The 16196-nt window shown below is 66.9% G+C and carries 17 protein-coding genes and 1 tRNA gene; 2 read left to right on the top strand and 16 right to left on the bottom strand.

The genetic code is table 11. The features are described 5' to 3' along the window. Window positions 1-20: 20 nt before the first annotated feature. The 10 genes from FOA17_RS19800 to coxB form a co-directional block, all read right to left on the bottom strand. The gene (locus FOA17_RS19800; RefSeq protein WP_162528301.1) at window positions 21-161 is read right to left on the bottom strand and encodes a hypothetical protein; all 141 of its coding nucleotides are present in this window, start codon (window positions 159-161) and stop codon (window positions 21-23) included. 162 nt (window positions 162-323) lie between these two features. Further along, window positions 324-908, bottom strand: a complete 585-nt coding sequence (locus tag FOA17_RS17155) for a GNAT family N-acetyltransferase (RefSeq protein ID WP_149142731.1) — start codon at window positions 906-908, stop codon at window positions 324-326. A 1-nt stretch (window position 909) separates the two neighbouring features. Then, window positions 910-2169, bottom strand: coding sequence for a M16 family metallopeptidase (locus FOA17_RS17150; RefSeq protein ID WP_149142730.1), 1260 nt, complete (start codon window positions 2167-2169; stop codon window positions 910-912). 147 nt (window positions 2170-2316) lie between these two features. After that, a complete protein-coding gene (thrC, locus tag FOA17_RS17145) occupies window positions 2317-3696 on the bottom strand; it encodes a threonine synthase (RefSeq protein WP_149142729.1) in 1380 nt (459 codons plus the stop codon). Window positions 3697-3704: 8 nt separating this feature from the next. Next, the gene (locus FOA17_RS17140; RefSeq protein ID WP_149142728.1) at window positions 3705-4373 is read right to left on the bottom strand and encodes an SURF1 family protein; all 669 of its coding nucleotides are present in this window, start codon (window positions 4371-4373) and stop codon (window positions 3705-3707) included. A 95-nt stretch (window positions 4374-4468) separates the two neighbouring features. After that, the gene (locus FOA17_RS17135) at window positions 4469-5272 is read right to left on the bottom strand and encodes a cytochrome c oxidase subunit 3 (protein WP_149142727.1); all 804 of its coding nucleotides are present in this window, start codon (window positions 5270-5272) and stop codon (window positions 4469-4471) included. A gap of 22 nt (window positions 5273-5294) precedes the next feature. Beyond that, the gene (locus tag FOA17_RS17130; protein ID WP_149142726.1) at window positions 5295-5870 is read right to left on the bottom strand and encodes a cytochrome c oxidase assembly protein; all 576 of its coding nucleotides are present in this window, start codon (window positions 5868-5870) and stop codon (window positions 5295-5297) included. Beyond that, window positions 5867-6070, bottom strand: coding sequence for a hypothetical protein (locus FOA17_RS17125; RefSeq protein WP_149142725.1), 204 nt, complete (start codon window positions 6068-6070; stop codon window positions 5867-5869). The genes FOA17_RS17130 and FOA17_RS17125 overlap by 4 nt, the downstream gene beginning before the upstream one ends. A gap of 1 nt (window position 6071) precedes the next feature. Next, on the bottom strand, window positions 6072-7028 hold the full coding sequence (gene cyoE, locus FOA17_RS17120) for a heme o synthase (protein WP_149142724.1): 957 nt from the start codon (window positions 7026-7028) through the stop codon (window positions 6072-6074). 80 nt (window positions 7029-7108) lie between these two features. After that, complete coding sequence (gene coxB, locus FOA17_RS17115; RefSeq protein ID WP_149142723.1) at window positions 7109-7993, bottom strand: cytochrome c oxidase subunit II; 885 nt, start codon at window positions 7991-7993, stop codon at window positions 7109-7111. 166 nt (window positions 7994-8159) lie between these two features. Here coxB and FOA17_RS17110 point away from each other — a divergent pair, with 166 nt between their 5' ends. Continuing rightward, window positions 8160-9581 (top strand): TldD/PmbA family protein, encoded by a 1422-nt coding sequence (locus FOA17_RS17110; RefSeq protein ID WP_149142722.1) that lies wholly within the window; start codon window positions 8160-8162, stop codon window positions 9579-9581. A 189-nt stretch (window positions 9582-9770) separates the two neighbouring features. Here the strand turns inward: FOA17_RS17110 and FOA17_RS17105 are convergent, their stop codons facing one another. The 5 genes from FOA17_RS17105 to FOA17_RS17085 all read right to left on the bottom strand — a co-directional run bounded on the left by FOA17_RS17105 (window position 9771) and on the right by FOA17_RS17085 (window position 15364). Further along, a complete protein-coding gene (locus FOA17_RS17105; RefSeq protein ID WP_149142721.1) occupies window positions 9771-10250 on the bottom strand; it encodes a VOC family protein in 480 nt (159 codons plus the stop codon). Window positions 10251-10301: 51 nt separating this feature from the next. After that, complete coding sequence (locus FOA17_RS17100; protein ID WP_162528300.1) at window positions 10302-11558, bottom strand: calcium-binding protein; 1257 nt, start codon at window positions 11556-11558, stop codon at window positions 10302-10304. 213 nt (window positions 11559-11771) lie between these two features. After that, window positions 11772-14099, bottom strand: a complete 2328-nt coding sequence (locus FOA17_RS17095) for a Tex family protein (RefSeq protein ID WP_149142719.1) — start codon at window positions 14097-14099, stop codon at window positions 11772-11774. Between the two features lie 60 nt (window positions 14100-14159). Then, window positions 14160-15173: an acyltransferase family protein gene (locus tag FOA17_RS17090; RefSeq protein ID WP_238991878.1), complete on the bottom strand. Its 1014-nt coding sequence runs from the start codon at window positions 15171-15173 to the stop codon at window positions 14160-14162. A 114-nt stretch (window positions 15174-15287) separates the two neighbouring features. Further along, a tRNA-His gene (locus FOA17_RS17085) sits at window positions 15288-15364 on the bottom strand. A 104-nt stretch (window positions 15365-15468) separates the two neighbouring features. Between FOA17_RS17085 and FOA17_RS17080 the strand changes: the two genes are divergently transcribed. Then, entirely contained in the window at window positions 15469-15684 is a 216-nt protein-coding gene (locus FOA17_RS17080) for a DUF6324 family protein (protein WP_149142717.1), read from the top strand. On the opposite strand, the gene FOA17_RS17075 is transcribed toward FOA17_RS17080, so the two are convergent. Continuing rightward, window positions 15665-16159, bottom strand: a complete 495-nt coding sequence (locus FOA17_RS17075) for an MmcB family DNA repair protein (protein ID WP_238991866.1) — start codon at window positions 16157-16159, stop codon at window positions 15665-15667. The genes FOA17_RS17080 and FOA17_RS17075 overlap by 20 nt on opposite strands. Window positions 16160-16196: the final 37 nt, after the last annotated feature.

The raw sequence follows: 16196 nt of genomic DNA, 5'->3' as shown, positions 1-16196 counted from the left end.
GCGGCGCCCGGCGCAAAGCCCTAACCGTGTCCGAAAGGGTCGGCCTCGGATCCGCCCGTCTCGGCGGGGTCATCCTCCGGCACGGGATCGGCATCAAAGAACAGATGCGCGGCAAAGGCAGCGACCGCGCCCATCAGCGCGGGAAACAGATCGACTATCATGGCACCGCTCCTGCGACCCTCTTGCGGCGCGATGGCCCGGGGTCTTGGCTCATGCCGCAGGGCATAGCACGAAACCGCGCGGCGGAAAGCTCAGCTTCGCGTCAGCACGCGCGCAGCGACGGCTTTCCGCCGATGCGCGATCACGCGCCGCCCCATCCGGGATCAGCCGACATCGGTGCGGCCGCGCCGGTCGGCCCGCAGATTGGCGTAAAGCACATGGTTGCGCCAGCGCCCGGCGATTTGCAGATAGCTTTGCGCGACGCCTTCATATTTGAAGCCGGTCTTTTCCAGCACCCCGCGCGAGGCGGCGTTTTCCGGCAGGCAGGCGGCCTCGATCCGGCTGAGATCGAGCCGCGTGAAGGCGTGATGCACCATGGCCAGAATCGCCTCGCGCATATAGCCGCGCCGGGTGAAACGCTCGCCCACCCAATAGCCCAGCGTCCCGGCCTGCACCGGACCACGGCGGATATTGTCCAGCGTGATCGCCCCCAGCAACTGCTGATCCTCGCGCCGGAACATCAGCACCGGCAGCGCGGTGCCCTGCGCCTCGGCCCGGCTGGCCCAATAGACCCGGTTGGTAAAGGCCTTGCGCGAGAGATGGTCGTAAGACCAGACCGGCTCCCACGGGGCGAGGAAGCCCGCGCTTTCCGCCCGCAACTCGGCCCAGGCGCGATAGTCGGAATGCGCAGGCAGGCGCAGCGTCATGCGCTCGGTCTCGATGCGGACCTTGCGGCGCAGGCCGATCATGTCAGGCGGCCAGACGCTGACGGATGGCCTCCAGCCCCGGGGCATCGGCCACCGGACCATAAAGCGCCAGCGCCGCCTGCGACCCGGCCAGTTCGCCCGCATAGCGCCGCACATCGGCGGTGCCCACGGCGTCGATCCGCGCCACGGCCTCGTCCACATCCGGCACCCGGCCCCAGATCGACAAGAGCCGCGCATTGCGTTCGGCCCGGGCCGAGGGGCTTTCCAGCCCCATCAGCAACCCGGCCTTCAGTTGTGCCCGCGCGCGGGCCACCTCGGCCTCGGACATGTCATCGGCGGCGCGCTTCATCTCGTCCAGCGTCAGCAGCGTCAGATCGCCGATCTCCTCCTCCGAGGTGCCGGCATAGACGGTGATCGAGCCGGTATCCTCATAGGCGCCCGATTGCGCGAAGATCGAATAGCAAAGCCCCCGCTCCTCGCGGATTTTCTGAAAGAGCCGCGAGGACATGCCGCCGCCAAGCGCCGTGGAATAGACCTGCGCGGTATAGACATCGGGGTGGCGATAGCCCGGCGCCTCGAAGGCAAGGGCGAAATGCACCTGCTCCAGCGCCTTGACCTCGCGCCGTTCGCCGCCCATGAAGCGCGCGCCCTCCAGCAGCGGGTTGCCCACGGGTTTCAGCCCGCCAAAGATCGCCGTGGCCTGCGCCACGATCGCGTCATGATCCAGCCCGCCCGAGGCCGACAGGATCATCTGGTCCGGCCCGTAATGTTCACGCACGAAGCGCACGAGGTCATCGCGGCCAAAGGCGCTGACCCGTTCCGACGGGCCAAGGATGGTGCGGCCAAAGGGCTGGTCGGGGTAGCTGACTTCTTGCAGCCAGTCAAAGATGATGTCGTCAGGCGTATCGAGCGACTGGCCGATTTCCTGCAAGATCACATGGCGCTCGGTCTCGATCTCTTTCGGGTCGAATACCGGGTTCAGCACGATGTCGGAAATCACGTCCAGCGCCAGCGCCACATCGCCCGACAGGACGCGGGCGTAATAGGCGGTCATTTCCTTGGAAGTATAGGCATTGATATAGCCGCCGACATCCTCGATCTCCTCGGCGATGCGCAGGGCGCTGCGGGTCGCGGTGCCCTTGAAGGCCATATGTTCGAGGAAATGCGCGATGCCGTTCTGTTCGGCCCGCTCATGCCGCCCGCCCGCCGTGACCCAGACCCCGACCGAGGCGGATTTCAGCCCCGGCATATCCTCGGTCACGATGCGAAAGCCGTTGGGAAGCGTGGTGATGCGAAGCGTCAAGGAAACACCTGTGAACCTTGTGTGAACCCCGCGTTCTTACATCGCGGCCCCCCCTGGCGAAAGGGGCGGCGCAACGATTTGCGGGCTTGCGTTGGTTTCTGCCACGCGCGCCTGCCCCGGCATTTCCCGGGGCACGGCAAGGCCGCGTCAGATCCGCGCGCGGATCAGTGCCTGGATCGCGGCCAGATCGTTGGGCACCCGCGTCACCCGCTCGGGCCGGGCAAAGAGATCGGCCATGCGCGCGGGCAGCGCCGGGCGGTGGCCGGTCGCCTGTTCCACCGCATCGGGGAACTTGGCCGGATGCGCGGTGGCCAGCGTGATCATCGGCGCGGCGCCCAGATGTTCCTCGGCCACCTTCACGCCCACGGCGCTGTGCGGGCACAGAACCTCACCCGTGGCAGCGGCGATGGTGCGGATCGTGGCGCGGGTCTCCTCCTCGGAGCAGCGGCCCGAGTCGAATTGCGCGCGCAGCGCCTCCAGCGCACCCTGGCTGATGTGGAAACCGCCCGATTTCAATTCCGACATCAGCGCGGCCACGGCAGCGCCGTCCCGGCCATAGGCATCGAACAGCGCGCGTTCGAAATTGGACGAGACCTGAATATCCATCGACGGGCTGATCGAGGGTTTCACCCCGTCGGTCATGTAATCGCCCGAGCGCAGCGCCCGGTCCAGAATGTCGTTCTGGTTGGTGGCGATCACCAGCCGGTCGATCGGCAGCCCCATCTTGCGCGCGATATAGCCCGCGAAGATATCGCCGAAATTGCCGGTCGGCACGGTGAAGCTGACCTTGCGATGCGGCGCGCCCAGGCTGACCGCGCCCGCGAAGTAATAGACCACCTGCGCCAGAACCCGCGCCCAGTTGATGCTGTTCACCCCCGCCAGCCGCACGCCATCGCGGAAGGCGAAATCGTTGAACATGTCCTTCACGCGGGCCTGGCAATCGTCGAAATCGCCATCCATCGCCAGGGCATGCACATTGCCCTCGGCCGGGGTGGTCATCTGGCGGCGCTGCACCTCGGAGACCCGGCCATGCGGGAACAGGATGAAGACATCGACATTGGCAAGGCCCTTGAACGCCTCGATCGCCGCCGAACCGGTATCGCCCGACGTAGCGCCGACAATGGTGATCCGCTCGCCCGTCCGGGCCAGCGCCGCCTGCATCATCTGCCCGATGAGCTGCATGGCGAAATCCTTGAAGGCCAGCGTCGGGCCGTGGAACAGCTCCAGCAGGAAATGGTTGGGGCCAAGCTGCTTCAGCGGCGCCCGCGCGGCATGGCCGAACCCGGCATAGGCGCGCGCGATCAGGCCGCGGAACTCTGCCTCGGCAAAGGTGTCGCCCATGAAGGGGGACATGACGCGAAAGGCGATCTCTTCATAGGGCAGGCCGGCCAGGGCGGCGATCTCGTCCGGCGTGAAGGTCGGGATGGTCTGCGGCACATACAGCCCGCCATCGCGCGCCAGGCCCGTCATCATCGCTTCGCCGAAAGACAGCGCGGGCGCCTGCCCACGGGTGGAGATATACTGCATGTCTGCCCTCATATGGTCCGTTGCCTGATACGCCAGAGATAGGCGGCTGTCATCCCCAACCATGCCACCGCCAGCGAGAACCAGGTGATCGCATAGCCCAGATGATCGTTGCGAAAGGTGGCGGTGACGCCTTGGGCGCGGATGCCGTCGCCGGTATCTTCGCGCGCGACCAGCATCACCGGATCGGTGCCAAGCGCCGCCGCCATCGCCGCCACATCGCGCCCGAACCAGATATTGCGCCCCGTATCCGGCGCAGGGGTCGAGGCATTCACGTCATCGGGCCAGTTCAGATTGCCGGTGACCGTCAGGTCGCGCGGGGGGCGCGCGGCGGTCTTGGCCGCTTCGGGGATGAAACCGCGATCCAGCAGGATGCGCCGCCCATCGGCCAGATCGAAGGCGGTGATCACCAGAAAACCCGGCCCCTCGCCCTGGATCGAGGTCAGCACATGCAGCTCCGCCCCCGCGACCCGCCCCGCGGCGGTGACCGACAGATAGCGGTCGGTGTCGGGGTCGGGCTGCGCGGGCACCGGTACCGGCGCCTCCGCGATGCGGGCCTCGGCGCGGGCGATCAGCCCCTCTTTCCAATGCAGACGCTGCACCTGCCAACTGCCCAGCCCGATCAGGATCGCGGCGCCGATCAGGCCGAACAGCAAGGGAAGGATCATCCGGCGGTGCATGCGGGCCCCTGAAATGAAAAAGCGCGCGCCCGTCTTACAGGGCCCGCGCTTCCGAGGGAAGATGCCGGGGGCGGCAGGCGCCCCCGAACGCAGGGTCAGCCCTGACCCCAGACATAGACGGCGGCGAACAGGAACAGCCAGACCACGTCCACGAAGTGCCAGTACCAGGCGGCGGCTTCCAGCCCGATATGCTGTTCGGGGGTGAAATGGCCCTTCAGCGCGCGGATCAGGCAGACGGTCAGGAAGATCGTGCCGATCACGACGTGGAAACCGTGAAAGCCGGTCGCCATGAAGAAGTTGGCGCCGTAGATATTGCCGGCAAAGCCAAAGGCCGCGTGGCTGTATTCATAGGCTTGCAGCACGGTGAAGCACAGGCCCAGGATGATCGACAGCGCCAGGCCGTTCACCAGATCCTTGCGGTTGTTCTCATGCACAAGGGCGTGGTGCGCCCAGGTCGCGGCACAGCCCGAGCAGAGCAGGATCAGCGTGTTGATCAGCGGCAGGTGCCAGGGGTCGAAGGTCTGGATGCCCTCGGGCGGAAAGACGCCATCGACCAGCGGCGACATCGGCCCCATCGGATACATGGCATGCTTGAAGAACGACCAGAACCAGGCGGCAAAGAACATGACCTCGGACATGATGAACATGATGAAGCCATAGCGCAGGCCGATCCGCACGACCGGGGTATGGTCGCCGGTCTGGCCCTCATGCACCACATCGGCCCACCAGCCGAACATCACATACAGCACGCCGACAAAGCCCACGAGGCCCATCCACGGGCCCGAGCCGTGCATCCACAGCACCGCGCCGAACAGCATGACAAAAGCGGCGACCGCGCCCGCAAAGGGCCAGATCGACGGCGGAAGGACGTGATAGTCGTGATTCTTGGCGTGGGCCATGGTGGGTTCCCTCGTTGTTATCTCAGTTGACCGCCCCGCCTTGCGGGACCGCCAGCGCCGCCTGGTTTTCCGGCAGCGGGGTTTCGTGGAACGTGTAGGAGAGCGTGATCTCCTTCACGAACTTGCCCTCGGGATCGGTGACGATCTCGGGATCGACAAAAAACACGACCGGCATCACCGCGGTCTCGCCGGGGGCAAGCACCTGTTCGGTAAAGCAGAAGCATTCGATCTTGGTGAAATAGCCGCCCGCGGCATCGGGCGTCACATTATAGCTGGCGGTGCCGCCGACGGTGCGGTCGGTCGGGTTATGCGCCTCGTAAAAGGCCATGGCGTTTTCGCCGATGCGCACCCGCATCGAATGCTGCTGGGCCTTGAAGATCCAGGGCATGCCGGCCTCTTTCGAGGCGTCAAAGCGCACCAGCACGGTCTGTTCCAGCACGGTATCCGACCCCTGGCTTGCAACCGAGGTGGTGCCGGCAAAGCCGGTCACGCGGCAGAACCAGTCATAGAAGGGCACGGCGGCAAAGCTCAGCGCGCCCATGGTGACGGCGACGCCCACCAGCCAGGCCGCGGTGCGGTTCTGTGGCGACAGCTTCATTGCCCCGCCCCCTGCGCCGCATCGGCCGGCACCATCTCGGGCCGCGCGCTATGGTCAAAGGCCTGCATCGGATCGCCGCGGGTGACCTTGACCACGGTCAGGCCAAAGACCAGCACGACAAAGGCCGCCAGCACCAGCCCCAGCCCCAGATTGCGCCCCAGACGGCGCTGATGGATTTCGTGTTCCGTCCGCAGCGCCATCTTACCAGCCCCCCATGCCAAAGGATTTCAGCACCGCCTCCAGCAGGAAGGCGCTGAAATGCAGGAACAGGTAGAGCAGCGAGAATTTGAACACCGATTTCTCGGTGGCGTATTTGTCCGCCTCGGCCTGCGCCTCATCGCGGCGCCAGATGCGCCAGGCGCCCCAGAGGAAGCCCGCATTCAGCAGGACCGAAATCGCCAGATAGACCGGCCCGCCGATCGAGGTGAACCCCGCCGCCAGCGCGACCGGCGCCAGCAGGATCGTGTAGACCAGAATGTGATTGCGGGTGCTGCGCTTGCCATGGGTCACGGTCAGCATCGGCACGCCCGCGGCCTCATAATCGCTGTTCATGAACAGCGCCAGCGCCCAGAAATGCGGCGGCGTCCACATGAAGATCAAGAGGAACATCAGCACCGCCTCGACCGAGACCGACCCGGTGGCGCAGACCCAGCCGATCATGGGCGGAAAGGCCCCCGCCGCGCCGCCGATCACGATGTTCTGCGGCGTGGACCGCTTGAGCCACATCGAATAGATCACGACGTAGAAGAAGATGGTAAAGCCCAGCAGCAGCCCCGCCGCGACATTCGCCGCCAGCGCCAGCATCATCACGCTCAGCCCCGAGAGCGCGAGGCCGAGGCCAAGCGCCTCGCCGGCCTGCACGCGGCCCGCCGGGATGGGGCGGCCCTTGGTGCGGCGCATCACCTGGTCGATATCGGCATCCCACCACATGTTCAGCGCGCCCGAGGCGCCGCCGCCCAGGGCGATGAACAGGATGCAGGTGAAGGTGATGAAGGGATGGACCGGCACCGGCGCGACCAGCAGGCCCACCAGCGCGGTGAACACCACCAGCGACATGACACGCGGCTTGAGCAGCGCGACGTAATCGCCAAAGCCCGCCTCGCCGGTTCCGGCGGCGGTGCCTGTGCCCAGGCTTCCATTGGCGTGAATGTCGCTCATCCGTTCCTCCCGGTGGGTCAGGCGGCCCGTTCAACCGAACGCGCCGCCCCTGCCTTCCGTGCCGGCCCCAGGGCCGCTGATCAGTTGCTGGCCGCCAGTTGCACCGGCGCCTCGACCGCGACCGACGACAGTTGCACGTCGCCCGCCTTGGCCTTGGCCAGCCATTCGGCATATTTCGCCTCGGACACGACCTTGACGGTGATCGGCATATAGGCGTGGTCCTTGCCGCACAGCTCCGAACACTGGCCGAAGAAGATGCCTTCCATCTCGGGCTTGAACCAGAGCTGCGCCAGACGGCCCGGCACCGCATCCTGCTTCACGCCGAAGGCAGGGATGGTCCAGCTGTGGATCACGTCGGCGCCGGTGACCTGCATCACGACGGTCTTGCCGACCGGCAGCACGATGGCGGTATCGGTGGCCAGCAGATAGTCGCTGTCCTGATAGCCATATTGCGCCAGTTGATCACGCTCCAGCTTGAAGCTTTCAAAGGCGACCGGCTCCGACCCGTCATTTTCCGGGGTGATGCCGTCCTTGGTGTATTCATAGCCCCAATACCACTGGTAGCCGGTCACCTTGACCACGATATCGCCTTCCGGGATTTCCTGCTGCTTGAACAGCACCGGCAGCGAGAAGGTGAAGATGCCGACCAGGATCAGGATCGGAATCGCGGTCCAGGTGATTTCCAGCGGCGTGTTATGGGTAAAGGTCGCGGGCTTGGGATTGGCGCGCTGATTGAAGCGGGCAAAGCTGTAAAGCATCAGCGCCAGCACGAACAGCACGATCAGCCCGATGACCCAGTTCAGCGCCCCGTCCAGCCAGTGAATGTCGCGTGCCAGTTCGGTCGCGGCGGGCTGAAAGCCCATCAGGCCATCGACCGGCTTGCCGATCACCGGCAAATCCTGCGCCATGGCCGGCAGCGCAGCCATGGTCAGAGCGACGCCGGAAAGGGTCTTCATGAATCGCATCTGTCTCATCCCGTTCAGTGCGGCTTTATGTCCGCTTTTCGGCCATGCCCGTTTGCCGGGCAGAATCCCGTTGTTTCTCGCTGCCTTGAAACCATATTAGGCAACGGACGACAAGCAAAACCGTGCGACAATCCGCCGCCATTTGACATGGATCAAGGACGCCCCGATGACCGACAACCCTTTCCGCCCCTTCGACACTCTGCTGGATGAGGGGCGGGCGCTGGCCCTGCTGCGACAGGCTGTCGCAGGGGCGGAAGATGGCGAGATCTTCCTCGAACGCAAGCGCTCCGAGGCGCTGGTGCTGGATGATGGCCGCATCCGCACCGCCTCTTACGACGCCTCCGAGGGCTTTGGCCTGCGCGCCGTGCGCGGCGAGGTGGCGGGCTATGCCCATTCGACCGAGATCTCCGAAGCCGCGCTGAAACGCGCGGTAGAGACCGCGCGCCTGGCCGTGGGCGATGGCGGCGGCACCCTGGCCGCGGCGCCCATCGGCACCAATCGCCACCTTTATGGCGATGCCGATCCGATGGCGGATGCCAGCTTTGCCGGCAAGATCGACGTGCTGAAGGAAATCGACGCCTTCACCCGCGGCCTCGATCCCCGCGTGGTGCAGGTCTCGGCCACGATCAGCGCCGGCCTGCAAGAGGTGGAGATCCTGCGCCCAGAGGGGCTGCGCCTGCGCGATGTGCGGCCGATGGCGCGGCTGAACATCTCGGTCATCGTGGAACAGTCCGGGCGGCGCGAAAGCGGCGGCATGGGCGGCGGCGGGCGCTTTGGCCTGAAGGCGCTGCTCGATCCCGCGCATTGGCAACCCGTCGCACGCGAGGCCCTGCGCATCGCACTGGTCAACCTCGATGCCGAAGCGGCGCCGGCGGGGGTGATGGATATCCTGCTGGGGCCGGGCTGGCCCGGCATCCTGCTGCACGAGGCGATCGGGCACGGGCTGGAGGGCGACTTCAACCGGAAAAAGACCTCGGCCTTTGCCGGGCTGATGGGCCAGCGCATCGCCGCGCCCGGGGTCACGGTGCTGGATGACGGCACCCTGCCCGACCGGCGCGGCTCCATCAGCTTCGACGATGAGGGCACGCCGTCGAACCGCACCACGCTGATCGAGGACGGGGTGCTGGTGGGCTATATGCAGGACCGCCAGAATGCCCGGCTGATGGGCACGCACAGCACCGGCAACGGCCGGCGCGAGAGCTTTGCCCATATCCCGATGCCGCGCATGACCAATACCTACATGCTGGGCGGCGACACCGATCCCGCCGCGATCCTTGCGGATCTGAAGGACGGGATCTGGGCCGTGGGCTTTGGCGGGGGCCAGGTCGATATCACCAACGGGAAATTCGTCTTTTCCTGCACCGAAGCCTATCGGGTGAAGAACGGCAAGGTCATCGCCCCGGTCAAGGGCGCCACGCTGATCGGCGATGGCGCGACGGCGCTGCGTAATATCCGCGCGATCGGCAATGACATGGCGCTGGACCCCGGCATCGGCAATTGCGGCAAGGCCGGGCAATGGGTGCCGGTAGGGGTGGGCCAGCCCAGCCTGCTGATCGGCGGGCTGACCATTGGCGGCGCGGCGGCCTGAAACGTCACCGTGGCTGGGGCGCAGGGGGGGCTGTCTGCCCCCCACGGCCCTTCGGGCCTCCCCCCGAGGATATTTGTGAACAGATGAAGGGGCGGAAGCGCGCCTTGCCCTTCATCTGTTTCTAAATATCCTCAGGGGGTGAATTGAGCCGCAGGCTCAAGAGGGGGCGCGAGCGCCCCCTTCCCCGCCTCAGCCGCGCCGCGCGGCCTCGATCGTGGCGATGTCGATCTTGCGCATCTCCAGCATGGCGGTGAAGGCGCGCCGAGCCTCGTCGCCACCGGCGGCCATCGCTTCGGTCAACACGCGCGGGGTGATCTGCCAGTTCACGCCCCAGCGGTCCTTGCACCAGCCGCAGGCGCTTTCCTGTCCGCCATTGCCGGTGATCGCCTGCCAGTAACGATCGGTTTCGGCCTGATCCTCGGTCGCGATCTGGATCGAGAAGGCCTCGGATTGCGGAAAGGCCGGGCCGCCGTTCAGCCCGATACAGGCCAGGCCGCACAGGGTGAATTCCACCATCAGCACATCCCCTGCCTTGCCCGAGGGGTAATCGGCGGGCGCGCGATGGATATGGGTCACCGCGCTGTCGGGAAAGACCGTCGCGTAGAATTCCGCGGCGGCCTGGGCCTCGGTGTCATACCAGAGGCAGATCGTGGCCTTGGCCTGAGTCATGGCGCTTCCTTTCCGGCTGGGGGCCGGACCAGATTGCCATGAACCGCCGGCTCAGGCGAAGATGAAATCGCGGGCGACGAGGGTTTCGACCCAGGCGAATTCCACCAGCATGTCGGCGCCGCGGTCGCCATCGGCGTCGATCCGCAGCATATGGCCATCGTAATAGCACGAGGCCGTGCCGCCGCCGCGGAAGTCGAGCGTCTCGAACAGCATCGGCCCGAAGGCGCGCAGGTCGATACGGTCCGATCCGCTTTCGAATCCCTCGACGCGGTCGATGCTGCTGGCGTCGCGTCCGCTGTCGCCGGGGCGCAGCACGACGACATCGGCCGCCGCGCGTTCCTCCCAGAGCTGGATCAGGTCGGCGCCGGCATCGCCGCGCAGGGTATCGCCGCCCTCGCCGCCGACCAGCCGGTCATTGCCCGCACCGCCCAGAAGCCGGTCATTCGCCGCCCCGCCATAGAGCAGGTCAGCCCCTGCCCCGCCCTCCAGCCGGTCGGCCTGATCGTCGCCCGACAGCGTGTCGGCCCCGGTGCCACCGCGCAGCAGATCGCGCCCGGCGCCGCCGCCCAGCACATCATTGCCCGCGCCGCCATCCAGCGTGTCATGGCCGGTCTCGCCCCAGATGCGGTCGCGCCCGGCCTGGCCCCAGGCGCGGTCATTGCCCGCCCCCGCGCCGATCTCGTCGGCCCCGGCGCCCCCCAGGATACGGTCGCGCCCCGACCCTGCGGCGATGCTGTCATTGCCGGCACCGGCATAGAAGGTCTCGTGCCGGGCATTGGCGAAATAGGCGCTGTAGGTGCCGGTGGCCAGCATGTCATTGCCGCCCCCGCCCAGCACCACGCTGCGCCCGTTCAGGAAATAGTTGAGCCAGCCCGCCGCGTCGGCGATGCGCTCGTTCTGGTTGCCATCCTCATTGGCATAGCGCCCGTCCTCGATGCGAAAGCCGAAATGGTAAAAGGCGTCGGCCACGGTGTCGATGAAATCGCGGCCGCGGAATTGCCGGGTGCCGCCGTCATCCTTCACAAGGTGAAAGCCGGTTTCCAGATCACCATTGTCATTGCCATGGGCCAGCCAGAACTGCCGCCACGGCTCGGCGTTGCGCGGCAGCCAGAGCGCGTCGGAGATGCGCTGCATGTCCGCCGCCGTCAGCAGACCGTCGGCATTGACGCCGGTCTGTTCGATCATCGACAGCAGGATCCGGTTCATCTTGCCCGCAGCGGCCACGCCACGGTCGATCTGGCCGGCGGGGGTTTCGGCGCGCAGGCCGGGATCGCTGGAGACAGCGGTGAGAATATCGGAAAGCGGCATGGCGGGCCCTTGCTCGGGAAACGGGATCGGGAGGGGTGAAGCGCAGTCAAACGGCCGAAAGCGGCAAAATCGTGACAGGCGCCGGGGGCAGCCCCGGATCATCGTCCCTTGTGGCGCGGAAGCCGCGCCCATGCCAGCCGCCATTGCGCGGCACCGGCGGCGTCGGCGCCCTTTGGCGCAGCCGCCGCCACCCGATCAGCGCCCGCCCGCCGATCAGCGCCCGAACTTGCCCTTGAGCGCGTCGGCAAAGGCGTTGCCCGCCCCGCCCTTCGGCCCCGACGACATCGGCCCGCGCGGCGCGGGCTTGCCGCCCTTCGGCCCCTGTGGCCCGCGTTCGGCGGCGCGGTCGCGCGCGCTTTCGCGGGCATCGGCGCTGTCCTTGCGCATGGTCAGGCCGATACGCTTGCGCGGCACGTCCACCTCCACCACCCGGACCTGCACCACATCGCCGGCCTTCACCACCTCATGCGGGTCTTTCACGAAACGGTCGGCCAGCTGGCTGACATGGACAAGTCCGTCCTGATGCACGCCGATATCGACAAAGGCCCCGAAGGCCGCCACGTTGGTCACCGTGCCTTCCAGCATCATGCCGGGCTTCAGATCCTTGATATCCTCGACCCCGTCGGTGAAGGTCGCCGTCTTGAAGCTGGGGCGCGGGTCACGGCCGGGCTTTTCCAGTTCCGACAGGATGTCCTGCACGGTGGGCAGACCGAATTTCGCGTCGATGAATTCGCGCGGGTTCAGGCGTTTCAGGGCGGCGCTGTCGCCCATCAGGGCGCGGATATCCCGCCCGCAGGCGGCGACGATGCGGCGCGCCACGTCATAGGCCTCGGGGTGGACAGAGGAGGCGTCAAGCGGTTCCTTCCCGCCGGAGATGCGCAGAAAGCCCGCCGCCTGTTCAAAGGCCTTCGGCCCCAGCCGCGCGACCTTGAGCAATTCGCGCCGCGTGGCAAACGGCCCGTTCGCGTCGCGATGCGCCACGATGCTTTCGGCCAGCCCCGGCCCCACGCCGGAGACCCGCGCCAGCAAGGGCGCGGAGGCGGTGTTGAGATCGACCCCGACCGCGTTCACCGCGTCTTCCACCACCGCATCCAGTTGCCGCGCCAGGCGGTGCTGGTCCACATCATGTTGATACTGGCCGACGCCGATGGATTTCGGCTCGATCTTCACCAGTTCGGCCAGCGGGTCTTGCAGGCGCCGCGCGATGGACACCGCACCGCGCAGCGACACGTCCAGCCCCGGAAATTCCTTCGCCGCCAGTTCAGAGGCGGAATAGACCGAGGCGCCGGCCTCGCTGACCACCACCTTGACCGGCTTTTCGCCCGGCAGATGCGACAGCAGCTCCGCCACCATCTTTTCCGTCTCGCGGCTGGCGGTGCCATTGCCGATGGCAATCAGCTTGACCCCGTGTTTCGCGATCAGTTGCGCAATCGCCACCTGCGCGCCGCGCAGGTCGTTTTTCGGCTGGAACGGATAGACGGTATCCGTCGCCAGCAGCTTGCCGGTCGCATCGACCACCGCCACCTTCACCCCGGTGCGGATGCCCGGATCAAGGCCCATCGTCGCCTTGCCCCCCGCCGGTGCCGCCAGCAGCAAATCCTTGAGATTGCGCGCAAAGACGCGGATCGCCTCCTCCTCGGCGCGGTCGCGCAATTCGCCCATCAGATCGAGCGTGAGCGAGGTTTTCAGCTTGACCCGCCAGGCCCAGCTTGCCGCCTCGCGCAGCCATTGGTCGCCGGCGCCCTGCCCGCCGGCCTCTAGCGCCGCGCCGCAGATGCGTTCGCAGGGCGACTGGCCGCGCGGGGCGTCAGGGTCCACCTCCAGATCCAGCGACAGCACGCCCTCGTTCCGGCCACGCAGCATGGCCAGCACGCGATGCGACGGCGCGGTGTCCCATTTTTCGCGATGCGCGAAATAATCCGAGAATTTGGCGCCCTCGACCTCTTTCCCCGCCACGACGCCGGCCGCGATCTCGGCCGCCTGTTTCATATGCCCGCGCAGCCGGCCCAGCAGATCGGCGTTTTCGGCCAGACCCTCGGCCACGATGTCGCGCGCGCCTTCCAGCGCGGCCTTCACATCGGGCACCGCCTCGGAGATGTAGCCCGCCGCCAGCGCCGCAGGATCGGCGCGGCGGTCGGCCAGAATGGCCTCGGCCAGCGGGCCAAGGCCGTTCTCGCGCGCGATCATGGCACGGGTGCGGCGCTTGGGCTTGTAGGGCAGATAGATGTCTTCCAGTTCGGCCTTGGTTTCGGCCCGGGCGATGCTGGCGGCCAGATCGTCGGTCAGCTTGCCCTGTTCGGTGATCGAGCCCAGGATCGCCGCGCGCCGTGCCTCCATCTCGCGCAGGTAGGTCAGACGGTCGGCCAGGGTCCGCAGTTGCGTGTCATCCAGGCCCCCCGTCACCTCCTTGCGATAGCGCGCGACGAAGGGCACCGTGGCGCCGCCGTCCAGCAGTTCGATCGCGGCCCCGACCTGCGCGGGCTGGGCGCCGATCTCGCGGGCGATGACAAGGGGAATGCGGCGGGCGGCGTCCTGAATCATGATGGTCCTTCCTCGGGTCGGGGGGCGACCATAGCCCGCCCGGTGGCAGGTGCAAGCGGCCTAGCCGCGCCCCAGACGACAGCGATGCGCCAGGCGGGTAAAGGTCGGCTCATACCAGCGGGCCGACAGGGCGGCGAGGCCCAGCACCCCGCCGAAATACAGCACGCCCGTCGCAAGGGTCAGCGCGGCGGGCGGCAGGAACCCCAGCTTCGGCACGATATTGTAAAGCGCCAGGATGACGACCCACTGGATCAGGTAGATGCCATAGGACACCTCACCCAGCCAGACCATCGGGCGGCTGGCCATGATGCGGGCGATCCGGCCGCGGTCGCCGGCACAGGCCCAGACCATCACCGCCATCGGCACCAGCCAGCACATCTCGGGGGTGGAAAGCGCGATCAGCGCCACGAAAGCCGCCAGCGCGCCACCCTGCCACCAGCCCGCCGCCGCACCGGCACGGTGCCGCGCCGCCAGTGCGGCCAGCAGCATGCCCAGCGGAAAGGCCACCAGCCCGCGCAGCCAGACATGGCGCGATCCGGTCACATGCAGATCGAGACTGCCCGCCCCCAGCGGCCAGAGCAGCGCGACCCCCGCCAGGCTCAGCCCCGCCAGCACAAGCCAGCCGCCGCGCCGACCCAGGAGCAGCACCAGAAGCGGAAAGGCCAGATAGGCGCCGAACTCCACCGAGATCGACCAGCTCGGCGCGTTCAGCACATAGCGCTCCGACAGGCCCCAGGCATGGGCCAGCACCAGTTGCGGCCCCAGCTGGCCCGCCTCCTCCGGTGTCAGGTGAAACCGCAGGATCGCCAGAATCGCGACCAGCGTCGCCAGATGCAGCGGATAGATCCGCGCCAGCCGCCGCAGCAGGAAACAGCCGCAATTGCGCAGGCTCAGACCGCCCGCGAAATCGGCGGCATAGACATGGGTCAGGATGAACCCGCTGAGCAGAAAGAAGAAATCCACCGCGATATGGGTATGGGGCAGAAACCAGCCCGGGGCGAAAATCTCGGTGAAATGACCGATGGCCACCGCCGAGGCGGCCAGCCCCCGCAACCCTGCATGACTCGCAATCATCGCCACCGCACACCTCATGCGCCGCCTGATCCTTCGTCGTCCAAGGCGCGTCACAAAGCAATGGAAAGCTGCAAAAGCCAAAAGGCCCCGCGTCGCCGCGGGGCCTTTGGAAGATGGTACCGACTCCCCGGCTCGAACGGGGGACCCCCAGATCCACAATCTGGTGCTCTAACCTACTGAGCTAAGTCGGCACTGGCGGCGATTTAGCCCCCCGGGCCGGCGATTGCAAGCCCCCCTCGCGCTTGCTTTCGCGCTTTTTCGGCGCTACCCCCGCAGGAAGCAAGCGGAGGCCACCATGAGCATCAACAACCAAAGCGAGATTGCCGCCAATCTGCAAATCGGGCCGACCGATCAGGGGATGGTGCGAATCTATGTCGAGGCCGAAGGCGGGGTAGACCTGCCGCTGGATTTCGATCCCGACGAAGCCGAGGAAATCGCCGAGGAGCTGCGCGCCGCCGCCGAGGCCGCCCGCGCCATGGGTGCCCCCGCCCCTAAGGGGAAAAAGCGCTGAGCCGCCCCACCCCCGCCGGATCGCGCAGCGCTTGCAGGCGCAGCGCGGCATGGCGGGCGAATTTCTGCATCATGACCTTGCGCCGCGCCCCCGCCAGCGGCGTTTCCGGCGCCATGCGCAGGATCTCGGCATCGTAATCGTCGCCGATGATGAGACCGCTTTCCGCCGGCAGGATCTCCACCGGGAAATCGGCATCCACCGCCCAGAAAAAGCGGTCGCACCATTCCAGATAATTCTGCCATTTGCGGTCGGCGGCAAAATCGGCGCGGCCGGATTTACATTCGACCACCCAGACCTCGCCCCGGGGGCCAAGCGCCATCACATCGACCCGCAGCCCCGGCGCGGGCACCAGTTCCTCCACCGTGACAAAGCCGTGATGCAGCAGATGGCGGCAGACCCCGCGCGCAAGCCGCTGGCCCGGCGTCAGGGACGGGCCGGGCATGGGCATGGCAGGCGGGGGGGCGGTCTGGTCCATGGCACGAATATGAACGAAGCATGAACACATGGCAAGC

This window comes from Gemmobacter caeruleus, assembly GCF_008271655.1.
In the GTDB taxonomy this organism is placed as follows: domain Bacteria; phylum Pseudomonadota; class Alphaproteobacteria; order Rhodobacterales; family Rhodobacteraceae; genus Gemmobacter; species Gemmobacter caeruleus.
This window is presented reverse-complemented; position numbering and strand designations above follow the sequence as displayed.